At 61.4% G+C, this 20043-nt stretch carries 19 protein-coding genes; 3 read left to right on the top strand and 16 right to left on the bottom strand.

The window, feature by feature from the left end:
- Window positions 1–92: 92 nt before the first annotated feature.
- The 3 genes from M5B97_RS19650 to M5B97_RS19640 are packed head-to-tail and all read right to left on the bottom strand — an operon-like array spanning window position 93 to window position 5298.
- Entirely contained in the window at window positions 93–3152 is a 3060-nt protein-coding gene (locus M5B97_RS19650; protein ID WP_248732395.1) for an efflux RND transporter permease subunit, read from the bottom strand.
- Complete coding sequence (locus M5B97_RS19645; protein WP_248732394.1) at window positions 3149–4219, bottom strand: efflux RND transporter periplasmic adaptor subunit; 1071 nt, start codon at window positions 4217–4219, stop codon at window positions 3149–3151. Before M5B97_RS19645 ends, M5B97_RS19650 begins: the two co-directional genes overlap by 4 nt.
- Window positions 4216–5298, bottom strand: a complete 1083-nt coding sequence (locus tag M5B97_RS19640) for an efflux RND transporter periplasmic adaptor subunit (RefSeq protein WP_248732393.1) — start codon at window positions 5296–5298, stop codon at window positions 4216–4218. The genes M5B97_RS19645 and M5B97_RS19640 overlap by 4 nt, the downstream gene beginning before the upstream one ends.
- Before the next feature lie 119 nt (window positions 5299–5417).
- On the opposite strand from M5B97_RS19640, the gene M5B97_RS19635 reads away from it, so the two are divergent.
- Entirely contained in the window at window positions 5418–6578 is a 1161-nt protein-coding gene (locus M5B97_RS19635) for an AAA family ATPase (RefSeq protein WP_248732392.1), read from the top strand.
- 51 nt (window positions 6579–6629) lie between these two features.
- Here the strand turns inward: M5B97_RS19635 and M5B97_RS19630 are convergent, their stop codons facing one another.
- The 12 genes from M5B97_RS19630 to M5B97_RS19575 all read right to left on the bottom strand — a co-directional run bounded on the left by M5B97_RS19630 (window position 6630) and on the right by M5B97_RS19575 (window position 15866).
- Window positions 6630–7484, bottom strand: a complete 855-nt coding sequence (locus M5B97_RS19630; protein WP_134660347.1) for a transporter substrate-binding domain-containing protein — start codon at window positions 7482–7484, stop codon at window positions 6630–6632.
- Complete coding sequence (locus M5B97_RS19625; RefSeq protein ID WP_248732391.1) at window positions 7481–8257, bottom strand: amino acid ABC transporter ATP-binding protein; 777 nt, start codon at window positions 8255–8257, stop codon at window positions 7481–7483. The genes M5B97_RS19630 and M5B97_RS19625 overlap by 4 nt, the downstream gene beginning before the upstream one ends.
- Window positions 8254–8913 carry an amino acid ABC transporter permease gene (locus M5B97_RS19620; protein WP_248732390.1) on the bottom strand — a complete coding sequence of 220 codons (660 nt, stop codon included), beginning with the start codon at window positions 8911–8913 and terminating at the stop codon, window positions 8254–8256. The genes M5B97_RS19625 and M5B97_RS19620 overlap by 4 nt, the downstream gene beginning before the upstream one ends.
- The gene (locus tag M5B97_RS19615; RefSeq protein ID WP_248732389.1) at window positions 8894–9559 is read right to left on the bottom strand and encodes an amino acid ABC transporter permease; all 666 of its coding nucleotides are present in this window, start codon (window positions 9557–9559) and stop codon (window positions 8894–8896) included. The genes M5B97_RS19620 and M5B97_RS19615 overlap by 20 nt, the downstream gene beginning before the upstream one ends.
- A gap of 126 nt (window positions 9560–9685) precedes the next feature.
- A complete protein-coding gene (locus M5B97_RS19610) occupies window positions 9686–9841 on the bottom strand; it encodes a hypothetical protein (protein WP_167659666.1) in 156 nt (51 codons plus the stop codon).
- Window positions 9842–10048: 207 nt separating this feature from the next.
- Complete coding sequence (locus M5B97_RS19605) at window positions 10049–10831, bottom strand: MetQ/NlpA family ABC transporter substrate-binding protein (RefSeq protein WP_123717045.1); 783 nt, start codon at window positions 10829–10831, stop codon at window positions 10049–10051.
- 125 nt (window positions 10832–10956) lie between these two features.
- Window positions 10957–11880: a sigma-54 dependent transcriptional regulator gene (locus M5B97_RS19600; RefSeq protein ID WP_248732388.1), complete on the bottom strand. Its 924-nt coding sequence runs from the start codon at window positions 11878–11880 to the stop codon at window positions 10957–10959.
- Window positions 11881–11930: 50 nt separating this feature from the next.
- Window positions 11931–12512 (bottom strand): alpha/beta hydrolase, encoded by a 582-nt coding sequence (locus tag M5B97_RS19595; protein WP_123717043.1) that lies wholly within the window; start codon window positions 12510–12512, stop codon window positions 11931–11933.
- A gap of 266 nt (window positions 12513–12778) precedes the next feature.
- Window positions 12779–13180 carry a biopolymer transporter ExbD gene (locus M5B97_RS19590; RefSeq protein ID WP_134660344.1) on the bottom strand — a complete coding sequence of 134 codons (402 nt, stop codon included), beginning with the start codon at window positions 13178–13180 and terminating at the stop codon, window positions 12779–12781.
- Between the two features lies 1 nt (window position 13181).
- Window positions 13182–13904 carry a MotA/TolQ/ExbB proton channel family protein gene (locus M5B97_RS19585; protein WP_123717116.1) on the bottom strand — a complete coding sequence of 241 codons (723 nt, stop codon included), beginning with the start codon at window positions 13902–13904 and terminating at the stop codon, window positions 13182–13184.
- Between the two features lie 51 nt (window positions 13905–13955).
- Window positions 13956–14774 carry an energy transducer TonB gene (locus M5B97_RS19580; RefSeq protein WP_248732387.1) on the bottom strand — a complete coding sequence of 273 codons (819 nt, stop codon included), beginning with the start codon at window positions 14772–14774 and terminating at the stop codon, window positions 13956–13958.
- Window positions 14775–15014: 240 nt separating this feature from the next.
- Window positions 15015–15866 (bottom strand): LysR family transcriptional regulator, encoded by an 852-nt coding sequence (locus tag M5B97_RS19575; RefSeq protein WP_248732386.1) that lies wholly within the window; start codon window positions 15864–15866, stop codon window positions 15015–15017.
- Between the two features lie 106 nt (window positions 15867–15972).
- Between M5B97_RS19575 and M5B97_RS19570 the strand changes: the two genes are divergently transcribed.
- Together M5B97_RS19570 and M5B97_RS19565 are read left to right on the top strand one after the other, a co-directional pair.
- Window positions 15973–16434, top strand: coding sequence for a nucleoside deaminase (locus M5B97_RS19570; RefSeq protein ID WP_134660341.1), 462 nt, complete (start codon window positions 15973–15975; stop codon window positions 16432–16434).
- Window positions 16421–17608 carry a CynX/NimT family MFS transporter gene (locus M5B97_RS19565; protein WP_134660340.1) on the top strand — a complete coding sequence of 396 codons (1188 nt, stop codon included), beginning with the start codon at window positions 16421–16423 and terminating at the stop codon, window positions 17606–17608. The genes M5B97_RS19570 and M5B97_RS19565 overlap by 14 nt, the downstream gene beginning before the upstream one ends.
- Here the strand turns inward: M5B97_RS19565 and M5B97_RS19560 are convergent.
- Window positions 17579–19894: a TonB-dependent receptor gene (locus M5B97_RS19560; RefSeq protein WP_248732385.1), complete on the bottom strand. Its 2316-nt coding sequence runs from the start codon at window positions 19892–19894 to the stop codon at window positions 17579–17581. The two genes, M5B97_RS19565 and M5B97_RS19560, sit on opposite strands and share 30 nt — an antisense overlap.
- Between the last annotated feature and the right edge of the window lie 149 nt (window positions 19895–20043).

Raw genomic sequence — 20043 nt, 5'->3', positions numbered from 1 at the left:
AAGGGCAAGGTATTTCGGGAAGTTTCTTACAACCGCTGAAGCCTGTGAAAATTCAACTGTGGGAGCACGCTTGCTCCCACATTTTTTTGATTTCACTCGGCCTGATGTTCCTGCTTGGGTTCACGAATCTTGTACCAGGCCACGTACAGCGCCGGCAGGAACAGCAGTGTGAGTAACGTGGCAATGATGATGCCGCCAATCATCGCGTAGGCCATCGGCCCCCAGAACACTTCACGCGCAATCGGGATCATGCCCAGGCTCGCCGCCGCAGCGGTGAGCAAGATGGGCCGGCGCCGATGCTCGGTGGCTTCCACCACCGCATCCCACGGTGTGTAACCCGCCAGTTCATATTCGTGGATCTGCGTTACCAGAATCACCGAGTTGCGGATGATGATGCCGATCAGGGCGAGGATACCCAGGATCGCCACGAACCCCATGGGTGTGCCTGTGGGTATCAACGCCAGCACCACGCCAATCAACCCCAGCGGCGCGACACTGGCGACCAGGAACATCTTCTGCACGCTGTGCAGCTGGATCATCAGGAAGGTCGCCATCAAGAACAGCATCAGCGGCACCACCTTGGCGATAGGGCCTTGGGCCTTGCCGCTTTCCTCCACGGTGCCGCCCGTGGCAACCTTGTAGCCCACCGGCAACCCGGCGCTGAATTTCTCGATGGTCGGCGCCAGTTGTTTGACCAGGTCTGTGGGCTGTATCTCATCGCGCACCGAAGCCTTGATGGTGATGGTCGGTTTGCGGTCGCGACGCCACACTAACGGCTGCTCCAGCTCATAGCGCACGGTGGCGAATGCCAGCAGCGGAATCGAGGTGCCGTTGGGCGTGACGATCTGCAGGTTCTGCAAGGTCTCCGGGGAGCCCCGTTCAGCGTCTTCGGCACGGCCGACCACGTTGATCAGGTAGATATCGTCGTGCACCTGGGTCACCGAGGCACCGCTGACCACGCTGTTCATCAACTGCGCCACGTCTTCCGACGACAGCCCGAGTTGCCGCGCCTTGTCCTGGGCGATGTCCACGCGCAGCACTTTGCCCGGCTCGTTCCAGTCGTAGATGATCTCCCCCAGGTGAGTATTCTGATCAAGCAAAGTCGCCAGTTCGATGGCGTGCTTGCGCACCTGGTCGGTGTCTTTGCCGGACACACGATACTGGATCGGACGCCCCACCGGTGGCCCCATCTCCAGCGGCTGCACAAAGCTGCCGATGCCGACGAAGTCATCGCGCAGGCGCTTTTGCAGGCGCGCAATCAAGGCACCGCGTTCTTTCAGGCCCTTGCTCACGATGACCAGCTGTGCGTAGTAGGGGTTTTCCAGTTGCTGGTCGAGGGGCAGGTAGAAACGGATCGCGCCCTGGCCGATGTAGGTGCTCCAGCGCGTGATATCCGGGTCATCCTTGATGATCGCTTCAAGGCGGTCGACGGCCTTGCGGGTTTCATTGATCGAGGCGTTCTGCGGCAGGTTGAGGTCGACGAGGATTTCCGGGCGGTCCGACGACGGAAAGAACTGGTTCTGCACAAACTGCATCGAGAACACCGACGCCACGAACAGCCCCACCGTGATGCCGATGGCCCACCAGCGGTTGCGCATGGCCCACAGCATGCCGCCATTGAAGGCTCGGCCAATCCGCCCAGGCTCTGCGTCGTGCGGTTTCACATTGGCGCTGAGGATATGCACGCCGATGACCGGCGCAAACAGCACGGCCACCACCCACGACACCAGCATCGCCACGGCAATCACCGCAAACAGGGTAAAGGTGTACTCGCCCGCCGAGCTGGCGTTGAGACCAATCGGCACGAAGCCTGCGACGGTCACCAGCGTCCCCGTGAGCATCGGGAACGCGGTGGAGGTGTAGGCGTAGGTGGCCGCCTGTTCCTTGCTATCACCTTTTTCCAGGCGCGTGATCATCATCTCCACAGTGATCATCGCATCGTCCACCAACAGGCCGAGGGCGATGATCAAGGCGCCCAGCGATACCCGTTGCATAGTGATCCCGCTGTATTCCATGAACACGAACACCAGCGCCAGCACCAAGGGAATCGAGCACGCCACCACCAGCCCGGCGCGCATACCGAGGCTGATAAAGCTCACCACCAGGACGATGATCACCGCCTCGAACAGCGCGCTGGTGAAGCCGCCCACGGCCTCCTCCACCACTTCGGCCTGATCGGAGACCTTGTGCACGCCGACGCCCACCGGCAGGTCGGCGGTCAGTTCATCCATGCGCTGATGCAGGGCCTTGCCGAAGGACTGGATATTGCCGCCCTTCTGCATGGCAATCGCCAAGCCGATGGCCGGCTTGCCGTTGAAACGGAACATCGGTCGCGCCGGGTCCACGTAGCCACGGCTGATGTCGGCGATATCCGCCAGGCGATAGAAGCGGTCATTAAGCCGCAGGTTGACGTTGGCCAGATCCTTTTCCGAGGCGAACTGCCCCGAGGTGCGCACGGAAATCCGCTCCGGCCCGGCCTCGATCACCCCGGCAGGCGTCACGGCGTTCTGTGATTGCAGGCTTTGCACCACTTGGCGCTGATCGATGCCCAACGCCGCGAGTTTGCGCGTGGAGAAGTTCAGGTAAATCACTTCGTCCTGCTGGCCGATCATCTCGACCTTGCCCAGGCCCGGTACCGAGCGGATTTCGGCGCGCACCTGTTCGACGTAGTCACGCAACTGACGCATCGACAGGCCGTCGCCGGTAAACGCGTACACCGAACCGAATACATCACCGAACTCATCGTTGAACGATGGTCCCTGCAACCCCTGGGGGAAGGTGCCGCGAATGTCGTCGATCTTCTTGCGCACCTGGTACCAGATCTCAGGGATGGCCTTGGCGCTGGTAGTGTCCTTGAGGAACACAAACACCGTGGACTCACCCGGGCGCGTGTAGCTTTTCACGTAGTCGAGGGAGTCGAGTTCTTCGAGCTTCTTCTCGATGCGGTCGGTGACCTGCTTGAGGGTTTCTTCTTGGGTCGCACCCGGCCAACGGGTCTGGATCACCATGGTCTTGATGGTGAACGAGGGGTCTTCCTCGCGACCCAGGTTCATGTACGAGAACACGCCCATCAGCAGCGCGACGAACATCAGGTACCAGACGAAGGACTGATGCTTGAGGGCCCAGTCGGATAAGTTGAAGCTCCCTTTCATCGCGGGCTGTCCTCATCGATTTTGACTTTTTGCCCTGGTTTAAGGCTGTTCACGCCAGCGGTGACAATACGTTCGCCGGGTTTGACGCCGCCGTTGAGCAAGGCGCTGTCGGCGTCACGGCTGAGTACCGTGACGTCACGCGGCTGCACAGTCTGGCTCTGGGTATCGAGCAGCCAGATGCGGGTCTTGCCGTCGACCTCCTGCAAGGCGCTCGACGGCACTTCGATACGCGGCGCAATGGCGGTGCTCAAGGTCACGCTGATCGCGGTGCCGAGGCGAAACGCGGGCGGCGTCTCGGCCAATGTCAGGCGAGCACGACGAGTGCGCGTGGCGCTTTGGGCCTGGGGTTCGATCTCACGGACGATGGCGGTGGTATGGACGCTGGGGTCAAGCTGCCCGGCGACCAGGAACACCACATCGGCGGGCAGTCTCTCGGCGAGGCCGGCAGGCAGATCGATCACCGCTTCCTTGATGTCCGGACGGGCCAGGGTCACCACCTGCTGGCCGGCGCTGACCACCTGGCCGGCCTCGGCATTCCAGGCGGTAACAATGCCGGCGTGATCGGTGCGCAGCTCGGCATAGTTGAGCTGATCCTTGGCCTGGTTGACCGATGCCCGTGCCTGGTCGAGGGAAGCCTGGGTGGTTTTCAGATCGGTCTGCGCCGCGTCGAGCTGGGCCTGGGCGCCAACGCCCCGGTTGAACAATTCCTGCTGGCGGCGCGCACTGGCCTGGGCGTTGATGAACTGTGCCTGCACCCGGGCCAGGTCGCCCTGAGCCGCACGCAGTTGGTTTTGTTGGTCGGTGGGGTCGAGCACGGCGAGCAATGCGCCCTGCTCCACCTCGGCGCCCACATCCACGGCGCGCCGTGCGATACGCCCGGCCACGCGAAACCCCAGGTTGCTTTCATAACGCGCCTGGATGGTGCCGGCAAAGCGGCCGAGGTTTTCCTGGTCTTCAGCCTTCACTTCCATGGACAACACTGGGCGCACGGGCTCGGGCGGTGCTTCTTCCTTGGAGCAGGCCGCCAGCAACAGGCTGGCGGCGAGTAATGCCGTCAGGCGCTTCATTGCTGGGCTCCTTGCTGGGCAATCTCGACCAGCATGCCGGGGTGCAGCAGTTGCCCGCCGGCCACCACGACTTTTTCGCCGCCCTTGAGGCCGTCGCCGATGATCACTTTGCCGGTGAGGTAACGCGCCACACTGACTTTGTGCAGTTGCGCCTTGCCGTCAGCGTCGATCAGCCAGACGGCGGGTTCGTTGAGGTCTTTGGTCAACGCCGCCCACGGCAGCTCGATGCTGGCCTTGGCCGGGCCATTGGCGGTGGCGCTCACCACCGACCCCAACTCCATGCCTTTGGGCAGGCTTTGCAAGGCGATTTTCACTTGGACGGTGCCGGTATTCGCGGCCACGGCCGGGGTCACTTCACGCACCTTGCCCACGGCCTTGATGCTGGGGTTATCCAGCAGGCTGACCGTGATCGGTGCATCCGGCGGCGGTTCCACCAGCAGGGATTCGTAAACGTTGAATACCGCGTCGCGCTCGCCGTCCCGGGCCAGGCTGAAGATCGGCACAGTGGCCTGCACCACCTGGCCGACTTCGGCCTGGCGTGCGGTGATCACGCCGGGTGCTTCGGCCACCAACGCGGTATAGCCGAGCTGCTCGCGGGCATTGGCCAGTTGGGCCTGGGCCGCGGTAAGCGCGCTTTGGCTGCTGCGCAGTGCGGCCTGGGCGGCATCGTATTCGCTGCGGCTGGTATAACCCTTGGGCAGCAGCTTTTCCTGGCGCACAAAGGCGGCGGCCGTCTGCTTGACCCGGGCCTGTTCCGCCACGACCTGGGCTTGGGCGGAGGCGACATTGGTCTGCAAGTCCTTGGGGTCGAGCTTGGCCAGCACTTGCTTGGCACTCACGCGGTCGCCTACATCCACCATGCGCTGGATGATCTTGCCGCCCACGCGAAAGGACAGGTCGGTTTGCACCCGCGCCTGGATATCACCGGTGAGCGTGACCGCCGCGGCAAAATCCGCCGGCTGCACGGTCTGCACGAATACCCTGGAATGTTGCTTGGGTTCAGCCTTCTCCTGGCCACAGCCGCTTAATAGCGTCAGTAGACCAAGGCCGAGAATACAGGTGGAAATACGACCGCCCATGCAGGCTCCTTTCGCGTGATGCCGACTCGCCAGTCTATGCGACTGTGAGCTTAGTTGAGGGTTCCTTATCTGCATGGAGACTCCCATACTCCAATGGTTCCCACAGCGACCGACCCCTTATGCTCAAGACCCTGGCGGTAGCCAATTACCGCTCGATCAATAAATTGGTGGTGCCCCTTGACCGGTTGAACCTGATCACCGGCCCCAATGGCAGCGGTAAGTCCAACCTGTATCGCGCGCTGCGCCTGCTGGCGGAAACCGCCCAGGGTGGAGTGATCAATGCCCTGGCCCGAGAGGGCGGGCTGGGCTCGACCTACTGGGCCGGGCCGGAAAACATCAGCCGGCGCATGCGCAACGGCGAGGTGCCGGTGGAAGCCACCGCACGCCAAGGTGTGAAACGCCTGCGCCTGGGTTTTGCCGGGGAGGACTTCAGTTACGCCATCTCCCTGGGGCTGCCTGAGCCGTCAATGTCGTTTTTCTCCCTCGACCCCGAGGTCAAGAAGGAATGCATTTGGGCCGGCCACCTCTATCGCCCGGCCAGCCTGCTGGTGCAGCGCTCCGGCCCCATGGTGCGAGCGCGTGACGGGCGCTCTTGGGACGTACTGGCCCAACATACGCCCAACTACCACAGCCTGTTCGATCAGGTCGGCAGCCTGCGCAGCTCGCCAGAGGTGCTGTTGCTGCGCGAAAGCATTCGCGGGTGGCGCTTTTATGATCACTTTCGCAGTGACGTGGAGGCCCCTGTCCGCCAACCACAACTAGGCACGCGCACGCCGGTGCTGCACCACGATGGTCGGGATCTGGCCGCGGCGTTGCAGACCATCCGCGAAATCGGTGACCCCGAGGCGTTGCAGCGCGCAATCAGCGATGCGTTTCCCGGTGCGCGCCTGAATATCGAACCGTTGCAGGGCGGGCGCTTTGCCATTGAGTTCTATCAGGAAGGTTTACTGCGGCCACTGTCGGCGGCGGAGCTATCGGACGGCACCCTGCGCTATCTGCTGCTGATCGCGGCACTGCTGACGCCACGCCCGCCGACCATGATGGTGCTGAACGAACCGGAAACCAGCCTGCACCCGGATTTGTTGCCGGCGTTGGCGCGCTTGATTATCCAGGCGTCCCAGCAATGCCAGGTATGGGTGGTGTCCCATGCCAGCCGCTTGATTGCGGCGTTGCAGCAGGATGAGGGGTGTAACTCGATAGTGTTGGAAAAGGTAATGGGAGAGACCCAAATCGTCGGGCAACGGGTTTTGGATGCGCCGGCCTGGCATTGGCCGGAGTAGGCGCAACCCCCTGTAGGAGCGAGCTTGCTCGCTCCTACAGGGGTAAGGCTATCAGCCCTGCCATTTTCCGCCTTCGACAATCACGCTCTCAGGCTTGGTGTCATCGCTCAGCTCCTTACGCACATACTGGTCATACAGCTTGAGCAAGAACTTCTCTTCACCCAACTTCGCCAATTCGGCATTCACCCAATCACGCAGCTCGGTATTGCCCTTCTTCACCGCCGGCGCAATCGGCGCTTCGTCACCGAGCTTCTCCTCCAGCACACGATAGCCCGGGTTCTGCTTGGCCCAGCTGAACAACACCAGGTTGTCCTGGGCATAAGCATCACCACGGCCGGCCGACAGCGCTTGCAGCGACTCGGAGTTTTTCTCGAACTTGAGCAGTTTCCAGTCCGGGTGGTTCTTGGTCAGCCAGATATCGGCGGTGGTGCCGGTGGTCACGATGGTGGTACGGCTGGCCAGGTCATCCAGGCGCTTCACCGCACTGTCGTTGGGCACCAGGGCCTGTACCGCGACTTTCAGGTTGGGATTGGTGAAATCTACCGCTTCCTTACGCTCCGGCGTCACGGTCATGTTGGCGAGGATCAGGTCGACCTTGTCGCTTTGCAGAAACGGAATACGGCTGGCCGGCTCCACGGCTACGAATTCGACCTTGTTTTCATCCCCCAGCAGGTCCTTGGCGAATTGGCGGCCGATGTCGGTATCGAAGCCGACATAGCGTCCGGCTTCGTTCACAAAGCCAAACGGCGGTTTGTCGGTGAACACGCCGACGATCAGTTTGTCCCGTGCCTTGATTTTGTCGATATAGCTCGCGGCAGCGGCGACAGGTTTTGCAGGCTCTTCGGCCTTTTTATCGCAACCGGCCAGCAGTGCGACGGCAAACAGCGGCAGCAGTAATTTTTTCATATCAGCTCCAGTTCCTTGGTTTTCTTGGGCAGTGTTGACACAAAGGAGAACTTCTCGAGGAACTGCTGCGCGCGTGCGGTTTGCGGGTTCGTAAAGAATTCTTCGGGGGTGTTGTGTTCGAGGATGCGGCCCGCCTCCATGAAAATCACGCGGTCGGCGACGGCGCGGGCGAAGGCCATTTCGTGGGTGACGATCAACAGGGTCATGCCATCGCGGGCCAGGCCTTGGATCACCTCCAGCACCTCCTTGACCATTTCCGGGTCGAGGGCGGCGGTGACCTCATCAAAGAGCATGACCTGAGGGTTCATGCACAACGAGCGCACGATGGCGATGCGTTGCTGCTGGCCGCCGGAGAGCTGGCGCGGGAAGGCGTCCCGCTTGTCGGCAAGGCCTACGCGCTCCAGCAGTTTTTCCGCCTGGGCGCGGGCTTCGCGGGGGTCACGCTTTTGCACTTTCAAGGGGCCGAGCAGGATGTTGTCAAGCACGCTCATGTGCGGGAACAAGTGGTAGCTCTGGAACACCATGCCGATGTCCTGGCGCACCTGGCGCCAGTCAGTGGATGTATCCAGCAATTCCCTACCTGCAAAACGCAGGCTGCCGCTATGCGCGACCTCAAGCCCGTTGAGGCAGCGCAGCAAGGTACTTTTGCCGCAGCCGCTGGGGCCGAGGATCACCACCACTTCGCCGCGTTGCACGCTCAGGTCGATGCCCTTGAGCACCTGCGCCTCGCCAAAGAATTTGTTGAAACCCTGGAACTCGATCAATGCACTCATGCTTGGGCCCAGCGCCGTTCCAGCACCTTGGAGGCAGCCGACAACGGGTAGCAGATAAAGAAAAAAAACAGAAACAGCACGCCGTACATCAATACCGACTCATAGGTGCGTTCGATGATTTGCTGGCCGACCTTGATCACATCCACCACGCCGATCAGTACGGCCAGCGAACTGGTCTTGATGAGGCGTGTGTAGACGTTGATGGTGGGTGGCGTCATGCGCTTGAGGGCCTGGGGCAGCAGCACGTAGCCGTACAGTTGCGGCGCGGACAGGCCAATCGACAAGCCCGCTTCGCGCTGGCCACGGGGCAATGAATGCAACGCGCCGCGCACCACTTCGCCGACTTCACTGGCGCCCCATAGCGACAACACCAACACCGCACACCAGAAACTGGGGAGGCTCAGGCCAAAGAAAATCGGCAGGCCGAAAAACAGCAGGTACAACCACACCAGCACCGGAATCGCCCGGAACAGTTCCAGGTACACCCGCAGCACCAGGTTGATCGCCCGCTTGTTCAGCGTGCGCAACACGCCATATACCACGCCGCCGACGGTGCTGAAGGCGATGCTCAAGAAAGAAATCGACAGGGTTTGCGCAGCGCCCTTGCCCAGTTGCGGCAACGACACCCACAACAATTCAAGACCCGAACTGGCCATGCTGGAGCCTCCTTTCCAGACGGCTGAGCAGCAACGACAGCGGCAAGAACAGCAACACGCAGATCAGCGTCAACACCGCGAGCATTTCGTAAGTCTTGTAGTAGAGCGCGATGTAGCTCTTGGTGGTGTAGAGAATCTCCGGCACCGCCACGGCAGACACTACGGTGGTTTCCTTGAGCAGGAAGATGAAATTGGCGAACAGCGCCGGCAGGCTGAGGATGCCGGCCTGGGGCAGAATTACATGGCGCAGCAACTGCCAGTCGGACAGGCCGATGGACTTGCCCGACTCGATCTGCGCCAGAGGCACCGCTTCCACACCGGCACGCAGCACCTCAGTGAGGTAGGCGCCGCCGAGGAACGTCATGGTGATAATCGCTGCCCAGAACCCGGAGATATTCAAACCCAGGACCGGCAAGGCGAAGTAAACGAAGAACAGCTGGATCAACAGCGGGGTGTTGCGCGCCAACTCTACATAGAGCGCCACCAGGCGCGACACATACGGCGTGCGAAACACCAGCAGCGCTGCGTTGATCAACGCCACCAGCAGCGAGGTGGCGATAGCGATCAGGCCCACTTGCAGCGTCACACCCACGGCCTTGAGAAATGCCGGCAAGGTGCTGAGGATAAACGCGAAATCGAAGGTCATTGTGAGTCCATGACGCCGCAGGGGTAATGCAGCGAGAGCGGTCCATATCAACGTGGGTAACGTCGGGTAGCGCGAACTTTAAAGGTATAAAAAGTAAAATTTAAATACCTAAATAGCATATTGATATCACCCAAAAAGATAACCGCCGGGTTCGCGGGTTTCACCGCTGGCAGCTAAGGTCTTGGGGTCAAAAGATTCGAGGGATCGAACCATGAACGAAGCGAAACCGATGGATCCGCAGGAGTTGGTGAAGTGGCTGGTGGCGTTGCGCAGGGCGATCAACAGCCGCTCGCTCTAACCACTGTAGATCCAATGTGGGAGTGGGCTTGCTCCCGGTAGTGACCTGCCGGCTTATCGATATGCTGACGGAACCACCGCTATCGGGAGCAAGCTCCCTCCCACAGTTTTTTGCCTGCCAAGGCCCAATAAAAAAACGCCGACGCTGTAGGAGCCGTCGGCGTTCAAACCTTGAAGGGGGTTTGGCTTACATCAGAACGCAGGCACGACCGCGCCGTTGTACTTCTTCTCGATGAAGGCTTTGACTTCCGGGCTGGTCAGGGCCTTGGACAGTTTCTGGATAGCGTCGCTGTCCTTGTTGTCCGGGCGAGCCACCAGGAAGTTCACGTACGGCGATTTGGCGTCTTCGATGATCAACGCGTCCTTGGCCGGGTTCAGGCCAGCTTCCAGGGCGTAGTTGGTGTTGATCAGGTCCAGGTCCACTTGGTCCAGCACGCGCGGCAGCAGGGCCGATTCCAACTCTTTGAATTTCAGGTGTTTCGGGTTGCTGGCAATGTCTTTCGGCGTGGCCAGGGCGTTACTTGGGTCTTTCAGAGTGATCACACCGGCCTTCTGCAGCAGCAACAGGGCACGGCCGCTGTTGGAGCCCTCGTTTGGAATGGCAACGGTCGCGCCATCCTTGAGCTCAGAAATGTTCTTGATCTTTTTCGAGTAGCCGCCGAAAGGTTCAACGTGCACACCGACCACGGTCACCAGGTTGGTGCCCTTGCCCTTGTTGAAGTTTTCCAGGTACGGCAGGGTCTGGAAGTAGTTGGCGTCCAGACGCTTCTCGGCCACCTGCACGTTTGGCTGCACGTAGTCGGTGAAGACCTTGATGTCCAGGTCCACGCCTTCTTTGGCCAGGGTCGGCTTGATCAGCTCGAGGATCTCGGCGTGCGGGATCGGGGTCGCGGCGACCACCAGTTTCTCGTTGGCCTGGGCCAAGCTTGCAGTCAGGGCAGCCGCCAGTGCGGTAAACAACAGAACCTTTTTCATGCAGTGTCCTTATCGAAATTCCGGGGCGTCTCTGACGACCGTTCTTATGTGTGTGCCAGCGAAGTGCTATCGCGGCGTGAATGGGACAATACCTAGATTTTTTATTCCCGAACAATATCTTTTATTCACGTTGATATTCCATTTTGTACATGTAGCCATTTGCGCAAGGTTTCCTGCTCGGCCGCCGTGGCGCTATGGAATATCCGCTGCACCTGTTCCAGCGGCGAGCCCGCCACCGGCAGGTTCAAATGCTCGGGCAAGATTTCATCGCCACTGCTCACCAGCAACGCAAAGTGGATGACGTTTTCCAGCTCGCGGGTATTACCCGGCCAACTGTGGCGTTCCAGCACATGCTGGGCGGCTTCACTGATCAACGGCACCGGCAGGTCCAGGCGCTGGCTGTAGATGCCGAGGAAGTATTCGGCCAAAGACAGGATGTCACCGACACGTTCGCGCAAGGCAGGCAGTTCGAGTTGGCCTTCGCTCAGGTAATGGAACAGGCGCTCATGGAACTTGCCGGCGGCCACGGCCTGGGCCAGGTCGATACTCGTCGCGGCCACCAGGCGCACATCCACCGGACTGGGCTGATGGGCACCGACGCGGGTGACCTCATGGTTTTCCAGGGCGGCGAGCAGTTTCACCTGGATAGGCAGTGGCAGGTCGCCGATCTCGTCCAGGTACAACGTGCCGCCATTGGCCGAACCAAACCACCCGGCGCGGCTGCTGGCCGCGCCACTGTGGCTGCCGGCGGCGTACCCGAACAACTCGGCATCGGCATAGGTGGGGCTGATCGCGCCGCAATTGACTGAGACGAACAGCCCGGTGCGGTCACTGCCGCGGTGGATCTGTCGCGCCAGCAACTCTTTGCCCGTACCCGTCTCGCCGCGAATCAACACGGGCAGGGCAAGCGGTGCGAGGCTTTCCAGGTCTTCGCGCAATTGCCGCGAACGCGGGTCGACAAACACCAACGCTTTGGCGCGGATGCTCAGCGGGCTTTTTTCCGAATCGGGGAAGGTCAGCAGCGGCTGGCCGTAGGTTTCATGACTCATGGCAGGCTCCCGCCCCAAATCCACTCAAGGGACGGGGCGTTGAAAAAATATCAGGCAGTGCGCCGGGCGTGATGTTCGAGGCGGCTTTGCAGGCGATAAAGGTAGGCGAAACCCTGCTCCCATCGCTGGTGGCCGGACTTCACATTGATATGGCCGGCCCCGGACAAAATACCGGCCTCGGCGCCCCAATGGCGCGCAAGCTCCAAGGCTCTTGGAGCGCTGACGGCGCTGTCGTTGTCGGAACTGACCACGTGACTGGGAAACGGCAACAAGTCGGTCGGTATCGGCGCGAAATTGCGCAGAGCGGGAGCACAGGCCGGGCGCTCGACATCGGCCGGGGCCACCAGCAAGGCGCCACGCACCTGACGCAAAAACGCCAGCGGTGCCGTGGCAGCCCAGTGGGCGACCGTGATGCAACCCAGGCTGTGGGCGATGAGAATCACCGGCGTACTGTCGGCGGCGATGGCCTCGGCCAGCGCGGCCACCCAGTCTTCGCGACGTGGCGTCAGCCAATCGGCCTGCTCCACGCGCGCACTGTTGGGTAGGCTGTTCTGCCAATGACTCTGCCAATGATCTTCTGGCGATCCTTGCCAGCCCGGCACGATCAGGTAACGAATCGACTCGCTGTGCATGGGTGTGCCCTCCTGCAGCGTTTAACGTTGCCGATCAGTATAGGGACGGGGTTTATGTTCGTTAAGGAATAAGAAGCTATTTATTAATAACTGAAAGTTAGTTTTTAGCTACAAGCTGCATGCTGCAAGTTGAAAGCAAAAAAAAGGCCGCACCCTGCCAAGGAGACGGCCTAAAAAAGCAGCTTCGAGCGGTTAGCTGCAAGCTACAAGTTAAGAGCGAATCCGCTTTTACTTGTAGCTCGTAGCTCGTAGCTTGCAGCTGTCCGCTAACGCGCCGTTATTACCGATAACTTGGTAATTCCCGCACGTTCGATAGACGCCATGGCTCGCGCCACTTCGCCGTAGTTCACACCGTCGTCGGCCTGCAGCTGCACCCGCACATCGGGGTCTTTGGCCTTGGCCGCCTGCAGGTTGAATTCGAGCAGGTCCGGCTGGATTTCGTCCTTGTTGATAAAGAGTTTGCCGGTGCCGTCGATGCTCACCACCAGCGGGTCTTTCTGTTCCACAGGAGCCACGGCCTGGGTCTTGGGCAGGTTGATCGGAATCGCGTTGGTCAACAGCGGCGCGGTGACGATAAACACCACCAGCAGCACCAGCATCACGTCCACCAACGGCGTCACGTTGATCTCGCTCAGCACCTCATCGCTGTCTTGCGTGGAGAAGGCCATCTCAGGATGCCTCCTTCACTTTTTGCGGGTTGCCGGCCGCGTTCTTGGTCAGCGTCGGATGCAGCAGGACGCGGAAGGCGTTCTTCTGCGCCAGGCTGTAAAAGTCGTGGGCAAAGTCATCCAGATCGGCAGCCGTCAGCTTCAGGCGACGCAGGAAGTAGTTGTAAACCAACACTGCAGGCACGGCCACGGCGATCCCCACCCCGGTGGCGACCAGCGCTGCACCAATCGGGCCGGCTACGGTTTCGAGGCTGGCGGAGCCGGCAGCGCTGATGCCCTTGAGCGCTTCCATGATCCCCCACACGGTGCCGAACAGGCCGATGAACGGCGAAGTGCTGCCGATACTGGCGACCACGGCCAGGCCGGTTTCCAGGGAGCGACGCTCGCGCACGATCTGTTGGCGCAGGGCACGTTCGAGGCGGTCCTGATGATTGATCGCCTGGCTCAGGTCTGTTGCATGGGGCGCCTCGCCGACCTGGATCGCCGCATAACCGGCCTGGGCCACACGGGCCGCCGCGCCCGGTTGGGTCTCGGCCAGTTCTGCAGCGGAATCGAGGCTCGACGCCGCCCAGAACTGCTTGTGGAACTTGCGATCCTGGGCCTTGAGGCGCCCGAATTGCACGCCCTTCAGCAATGCCAAGCCCCAGGTGGCGACCGAAAAGACCACCAGCAGCCAGATCACCGCGCTTTCGATGGATTCAAGTGGAGATGCTAATGCCATGATGTTTTCCCTCTGTACAGATTGCGGCGTGTACGGCACACCGCAGCGCGATAGTTAGTGAATCTTGAAATCGATCGGCACGCTGACCCAGCCGTCCTGGGCTACATCGCCCTGCTTGGCCGGTACAAAGCTCCAACGCTTTACGGCGGCCAATGCGGCGTCATCGAGTTGCTGGCGACCGCTGCTTTTCTGGACCTGGATCTCACCCGGCTTGCCGCTGGCCAAGACATGTACCCGTAGCAACACCGTGCCCTCCCAACCGCGGCGCTGGGCCAGTGAGGGGTATTCGGGCGCCGGGTTCTTCAGGTAAGCGGCGTTGGCCGAAGCCGGTGTGACCGGTGCTGGCGCGGCGACAGGGGCAGGTGCTGCCGGAGTCGGCGGCGCAGGCGTCGGTGGCGCAGGCGGTTGTTCGACCGCTTTCGGTGCCGGCTCAGGTTTTGGCTTGGGCTTGGGCACGGGCTTTGGCTTGGGGATCGGTTTTGGCGGTGCAGGTTTGGCCGCCAGCTCATCCACTACCGGTGGCGGTGGCTCGACCACGGGAGGTGGCGGTGGCGTTACAGGCGGTGGCGGTTCAACCACCGGCGGTGCCGGCTGAGAGAATTCGATGGTCATCGGCGGGATTTCCGGCGGCACGACCGGCAGCACCGGTGTGGGCTTCTGGCTGAGCCAATAAATCACCGCACCGTGCAAAGCCAACACCAGCAACCCCAGCAGAATCCCTTCGCGGCGACTCGAGATACGCTTCGGTGTCCTCTGCAATCGCAGTTGCCCCAACGGCGCGCGGTGCGGCCGGCCAAGGTCGACCAACTCACCACCCGGTGCCTGACGCCATGGCGCCTCGTGTGCACTGGCGGCGGTCTGGACATTGCCCATTGGTTCACTCCCTACGGTTTTCACACAAAAAAACCGACAGGCCTGCCAAAGCGGCCGTCGAGGGCTGAATCATCGGGGCCAGACGCTTATCTCTTAAAGTAATCTTTAAAGTTATAGATATGCCTGTTTTGAATAAGGGGAACGTGCTGAGACGCCAAACCCGCGCCCGCCGTGGCCTCCGGCGAAGGCTTTATTTTTCAATGCTTTGCAGGCATACAAAATATTCTGCAAAGGCATGGTTCAACCCGGGCTGTTTGCACACAAATCGAGCAATTGGCGCTGCAACGTCTGCCCCGCCGCCCCCAAACCGCTGCGGCCATACACCGCCAGCCGTACGCCCTGCACCGTCGGCAAACCGCTGTCTTCGCCGAGTACCACATGCCCAGGCTGCACCACCCGTCGCGGCAGCAGGCTGATCCCCAACCCCGCCGACACCGCCGAACACACGCTGGCCAGACTGGCGCTGGAATAGCCGATGCGCCAGCGCCAGCCACCCACCTCCAGATGGTGGAGCATTTCATTGCGATACAACCCACCCACCGGAAACGCCACCAGCGGCAGCGGGTCGCGCCCTAGGGATGGCGTGTTACGGCTGTCGACCCAGCACAACGGTTCCGGCCAGGAAGCCAGGCAGTCATCGCTGTCGCCCATTTGCTTGACCAGCAACACGTCAAACTCACCGCCCCGGTACTGGCGCTGCAATTCAGGGCCCAGGCCGCTGGTGACCTCCAGACGCACCCTGGGGTGAGCCACCACAAAAGCCGAGAGCAACGGCATCAGGCGTTCGGCGGCAAAATCCTCCGGCACTCCCAGGCGCAACACACCGTCGCTTTGCTGGTTGACCAACACATCGGCGGCCTCTTCATGCAGCGCCAGGATGCGCCGCGCATAAGCCAGCAACCGCTCACCCTCGACGGTGGCGACCACCCGGCGCTGGTCACGGTCGAGCAATTGGCACGCAACCGCCTCTTCCAGGCGGCGAATCTGCTGGCTCACGGTGGATTGGGTCAGATGCAGGCGTTCGGCGGCGCGGGTGAAATTGCCGCAGTCCACCACGGCGACAAAACTGCGCAATAACACAGGATCGAACATGGACGTCACCATCGTATTTGCCACTGATTGGCATGGTTATATTTAATTTCAGAATACCAAGACGACTGACCATACTTCACCCTCCATCCTGCCCAGAGGAACGTTCATGAGCGCCGATCAACAGCACCTGCTCCGCGCTGTCGCCCTGGCCCGGGCCAATGTGGCCCAAGGCGGTCGCCCATTTGGCGCCGTGCTGACGCACAAAGGTGAAGCACTGGTGGAAGCCGTGAATGAAATCCACCTCAGCCAGGACCCCACCGCTCATGCCGAGCTGCTGGCGATCCGCGCTGCCAGCCGGCAGCTCGGCACACGCCTGGAAGGCTGCGTAATCTACGCCAGCGGCCAACCTTGCCCGATGTGCCTGAGCGCCATGTACCTGTGCGGCGTCGAGCGTGTGGTGTTCGCCGCCAGTAACGCCATGGCCGAGCCGTACGGTTTGTCGACGGCGACCATTGGGCAACAGGTCGGCTTGCCTTTGAGCGAACAACGCCTGCCCATCCAACACCGGCCCGATGCGGCCATGACCGCGCTGTACCAACACTGGAAAAACCTGCATGCAGCTGAATAAATCCCTCGCCGGCTGGGGCCTGCTGGTAGTGCTGGGGCTGAACCTGCGGCCGATCCTCAGTTCCATCAGCCCGTTGCTCGGGGAAATTCGCCAGGCCACCGGTTTGAGCTTCCAGAGCAGTGCCCTGCTGACTAGCCTGCCGGTGATCTGCATGGGCCTGGTGGCGCTGGTGGGCGTGCGCGTGGAGGCGCGCCTGGGAGAGCGGCGCGGCATTGCCCTGGGCTTGATGATGATTCTGCTGGCCTGCCTGGCGCGCTGGCTGATGGGCCAGGCATCGGCCCTGCTGGTTACGGCGCTGCTGGGAGGCGCCGGTGTGGCGCTGATCCAGGCGTTGGTGCCGGCAATGATCAAGCGCGAATTCCATCACCGCGTGCCGGTGGCGATGGGCGTGTACTCCGCGTCATTGATGGCCGGTGGTGGGCTGGCGGCCCTGCTGAGCCCGGTGGTGGCCACACACTTTCAGCACTGGCAGGCGGGCCTGGGGATCTGGCTGCTGCCTGCGATAGCCGCCCTGTTGCTGTGGGGGTTCGTACCGTTGGGTGCGGCCAGGAGCGCCAAGGTAATCCCCGCCTTCAAGGGCCTGCGCAATCGTCGGGCATGGCTGCTGGCGTTGTACTTCGGCTTGGTCAATTGCGGCTACATGAGCATGGTGGCGTGGCTGCCTGCGTACTATCAGCAACTGGGCTGGGGCGTGTTGCCCAGCGGTTCGTTGCTGGCGTTCATGACCATCTTCCAAGTGATTGCCGCACTACTGATGCCGGTGTTGGCACAGCGCGGCATCGACCGTCGTCCCCTGCTCGGTATCAGTTTGCTGGCACAGACCGTGGGCTACCTCGGCCTGCTGATAGCGCCGCAACAATTCCCCCATGTGTGGGTGGCGCTGATCGGCTTCGGCTTGGGTGCCTGCTTCGCCTTGAGTTTGCTGCTGACCCTCGACCACCACCGCGACCCGCGCCAGGCCGGGCAACTGGCGGCTTTCGTGCAAGGCGTAGGTTTTTTGATCAACGCGATTTCACCCTGGCTGACCGGCTGGCTGCGTGAGCTCACCGGCACTTTTGTCAGCGCCTGGGTCGTGCTGATCGTCACGGTGGTAGCGATGCTGATGGTGACGCGGGTGTTCAGCCCGGCCACCTATCGCACCGGGTCAGAAGTCGTAGCGCCCGGTCACGCCTAGGGTGCGCGGTGTGCCCAGCAAGCCTTCATAGCCGCCGTTGCCGCCCGTCCACAGCGTGGTGTAGTAGGTTTTGTCGAAGGCGTTCTTCAGCCACAACGACACGTCCCACTGCCCTTGCTGGTAGTTGCCGCGCAGGCCGGTGGACAGGTTGACCACGGCGTAGGCCGGAATCTGTCCGTAATCGGAATCCTCCACGGTACCCACCGCTTTGGAGCGGAACGCATAGCTGGCGGTCACGTAGGGCTCGAAGCCGTTATCCAGGTTCCATTTGTACTCACCATTGGCGTTGGCGATCCATTTCGACGCGCCGACCACTTGATGCCCCGTAAGGTCGCAGGATGCCGGGGCGCCGGGGCGCAAGCTGACTTCCGGCGGGCAGGGTGCATCCTTGTATGACAGGTAGCTCACATCGTTGAACGAGCCGTTGAGGTTCAGCGTAAGGCCCTTGATCGGCACCAGGGTGCTTTCCACTTCAACGCCACGCGAACGCACGGAACCGGCGTTGGTCAGGTACTGCACGCGGTTGTCCTGATCGTAAGCGTTGGTTTGGTAGCCGTTGACCTGGGTCCAGAACAGGTTGGCGTTGAGCTGCAGGCGACGATCCCACAGCGTGCTCTTGAAGCCCAACTCGGCGTTGTTGGCGCGCTCGGTGCCGATCAGCAAGGAGTCGGCACCCGCAGTCGGCGCCGAACCCACTGCCAGGTTGACCCCGCCGGACTTTTCGCCATGGGACAGCGTCGCGTAGCCCAGCAGGTTTTCATTGAAGTGGTAACTGAGGTTGAGCAGCCCCGACGGCGTGGCGCTGTACTGATTAAGGTCGCCCGAATCATACGCTCCCGTGCGCCCGCGTCGTGCCGTGGCAGCGGCGCCGGCCACCGCGGCACCACCAAGTGGGGCATTACGCGTGACCCACGCGCTTTTCTCTTCATAGGTGCCGCGCAAGCCGGCGGTGAAATCCAGGCGCTCCGTAAGGTGCCAGGTGCCTTGGGCGAACAATGCGAAGCTGTCGGTACGGATATGCCCGTTACCGACACTGCTGACATTGTTCAAGGCGCCAGTCGGCGTGCCGTTCCAGATATCGGCCTTAGGCCCGTAATAGGCGAAGGAGCTGTTATCCAGGTCGGAGCCGAAGTAATACGCGCCCAGCACGTAGTCGAAGAACCCACCCGTGGGCGAGGCCAGCCGAAACTCCTGGGACCACTGTTTATCTTCCACCGACACGCCAGCGTTATAGGACGCCGGCACGTTGAGCCCATCATCGTTGCGCGGGGTGAAATTCCACCAGCGATAGGCACTGACCGACGTCAGCGTGAAGTCACTCGGCAGCGTCCAGTTGGCCTCCAGCGATGTACCGCCCTGGAACACCGTGACGTGCTGGTCGCTGTCCAGGTTGACCTTGCGATGAGTGCCATCCACCAGCGTCGCCCCCGCTGCAGCGGCCCGAGACGCATAGAGGTTGGTGCCATTGATGGTCGGCCCGGTGCTGTACAACACGCGGGTGCCGGCGCTGGAGTCTTCCTCGTTGTAATCGCCGATCCAGCGCAGGTTGAACGTCTCGCTGGGCTTGTACAGCAGTTGCCCGCGAAAGCCCTGGCGCGAGCCGCCATTGAGGTCGTGGCCGTCGTATTCGTTCTTGATATCGCCGTCGCTGCGCGTGCGATAGGCCGAGAAACGTCCCGCCAGATCATCGCTGAGCGGGCCGGAGATCGTGCCCTTGGTCTGGAAGTAACCGTCCTCGCCCAACGACGTCTCGATACTGCGCTCGGGGGTGAAACTCGGCGCGCGGGTGCTGATGTTGATCACACCCGCCGTGGTGTTCTTGCCGAACAGGGTACCTTGCGGGCCGCGCAACACTTCAAGCTGCTCGATGTCCATCAAGTCGAACACCGCCATGCCCGGTCGTCCAAGGTACACGTTGTCGATATACAGGCCCACGCTGCCTTCCAGGCCGTCACTGGCCGGGTTGTTGCCCAGCCCGCGAATCGACACGCTGGACTGGCGCGCATGCATATAGGCGACGTTGACGCTGGGCACCAGTTGCTGCAGATCCTGGATCCGATACACCCGCTGACTTTCCAGAGCCTGGCCGCCGATCACGCTCATGGGCGTGGGCACCTCCTGGGCGCTTTCGGTACGCCGCCGGGCGGTGACCGTGACGGTTTCCAATTGGCCGCCGGCGCTTTCGCCCTTGCTTGCCGACGCGGGTGCTTCGGCGGCCTGGGTCGGCGACCAATTGGTGCTGCCGGCCACTAACAGGGCCATGGGCAAGGACTTCAACAGACTCATAAGCGGCTCCCAAACCTGGAAATATCCAATAGCGCATATTCCACAAAGTTATTTATTTATGTTTTATCGAACATTTACTGCATAAGAGATAGCCTTTATAAGGAGTCGACCTGATGCATAGCCAATGCATTTCCCGGATATTTTTGATG

Origin of the sequence: Pseudomonas sp. MWU13-2517 (genome assembly GCF_023242545.1) — a bacterium.
Lineage (GTDB): Bacteria > Pseudomonadota > Gammaproteobacteria > Pseudomonadales > Pseudomonadaceae > Aquipseudomonas.
The sequence above is the reverse complement of the archived record's forward strand: the minus strand, read 5'-3'. Positions and strand labels throughout refer to the sequence as shown.

Coding starts and splice junctions, on each gene's coding strand:
- M5B97_RS19595 (WP_123717043.1), bottom strand. CDS start 12,512: ATGCACAGCGAGTCGATTCGTTACCTGATCGTGCCGGGCTGGCAAGGA.
- M5B97_RS19640 (WP_248732393.1), bottom strand. CDS start 5,298: ATGGGCGGTCGTATTTCCACCTGTATTCTCGGCCTTGGTCTACTGACG.
- M5B97_RS19600 (WP_248732388.1), bottom strand. CDS start 11,880: ATGAGTCATGAAACCTACGGCCAGCCGCTGCTGACCTTCCCCGATTCG.
- M5B97_RS19580 (WP_248732387.1), bottom strand. CDS start 14,774: ATGGGCAATGTCCAGACCGCCGCCAGTGCACACGAGGCGCCATGGCGT.
- M5B97_RS19605 (WP_123717045.1), bottom strand. CDS start 10,831: ATGAAAAAGGTTCTGTTGTTTACCGCACTGGCGGCTGCCCTGACTGCA.
- M5B97_RS19635 (WP_248732392.1), top strand. CDS start 5,418: ATGCTCAAGACCCTGGCGGTAGCCAATTACCGCTCGATCAATAAATTG.
- M5B97_RS19570 (WP_134660341.1), top strand. CDS start 15,973: ATGAGCGCCGATCAACAGCACCTGCTCCGCGCTGTCGCCCTGGCCCGG.
- M5B97_RS19625 (WP_248732391.1), bottom strand. CDS start 8,257: ATGAGTGCATTGATCGAGTTCCAGGGTTTCAACAAATTCTTTGGCGAG.
- M5B97_RS19645 (WP_248732394.1), bottom strand. CDS start 4,219: ATGAAGCGCCTGACGGCATTACTCGCCGCCAGCCTGTTGCTGGCGGCC.
- M5B97_RS19575 (WP_248732386.1), bottom strand. CDS start 15,866: ATGTTCGATCCTGTGTTATTGCGCAGTTTTGTCGCCGTGGTGGACTGC.
- M5B97_RS19565 (WP_134660340.1), top strand. CDS start 16,421: ATGCAGCTGAATAAATCCCTCGCCGGCTGGGGCCTGCTGGTAGTGCTG.
- M5B97_RS19615 (WP_248732389.1), bottom strand. CDS start 9,559: ATGACCTTCGATTTCGCGTTTATCCTCAGCACCTTGCCGGCATTTCTC.
- M5B97_RS19560 (WP_248732385.1), bottom strand. CDS start 19,894: ATGAGTCTGTTGAAGTCCTTGCCCATGGCCCTGTTAGTGGCCGGCAGC.
- M5B97_RS19590 (WP_134660344.1), bottom strand. CDS start 13,180: ATGGCCTTCTCCACGCAAGACAGCGATGAGGTGCTGAGCGAGATCAAC.
- M5B97_RS19650 (WP_248732395.1), bottom strand. CDS start 3,152: ATGAAAGGGAGCTTCAACTTATCCGACTGGGCCCTCAAGCATCAGTCC.
- M5B97_RS19630 (WP_134660347.1), bottom strand. CDS start 7,484: ATGAAAAAATTACTGCTGCCGCTGTTTGCCGTCGCACTGCTGGCCGGT.
- M5B97_RS19620 (WP_248732390.1), bottom strand. CDS start 8,913: ATGGCCAGTTCGGGTCTTGAATTGTTGTGGGTGTCGTTGCCGCAACTG.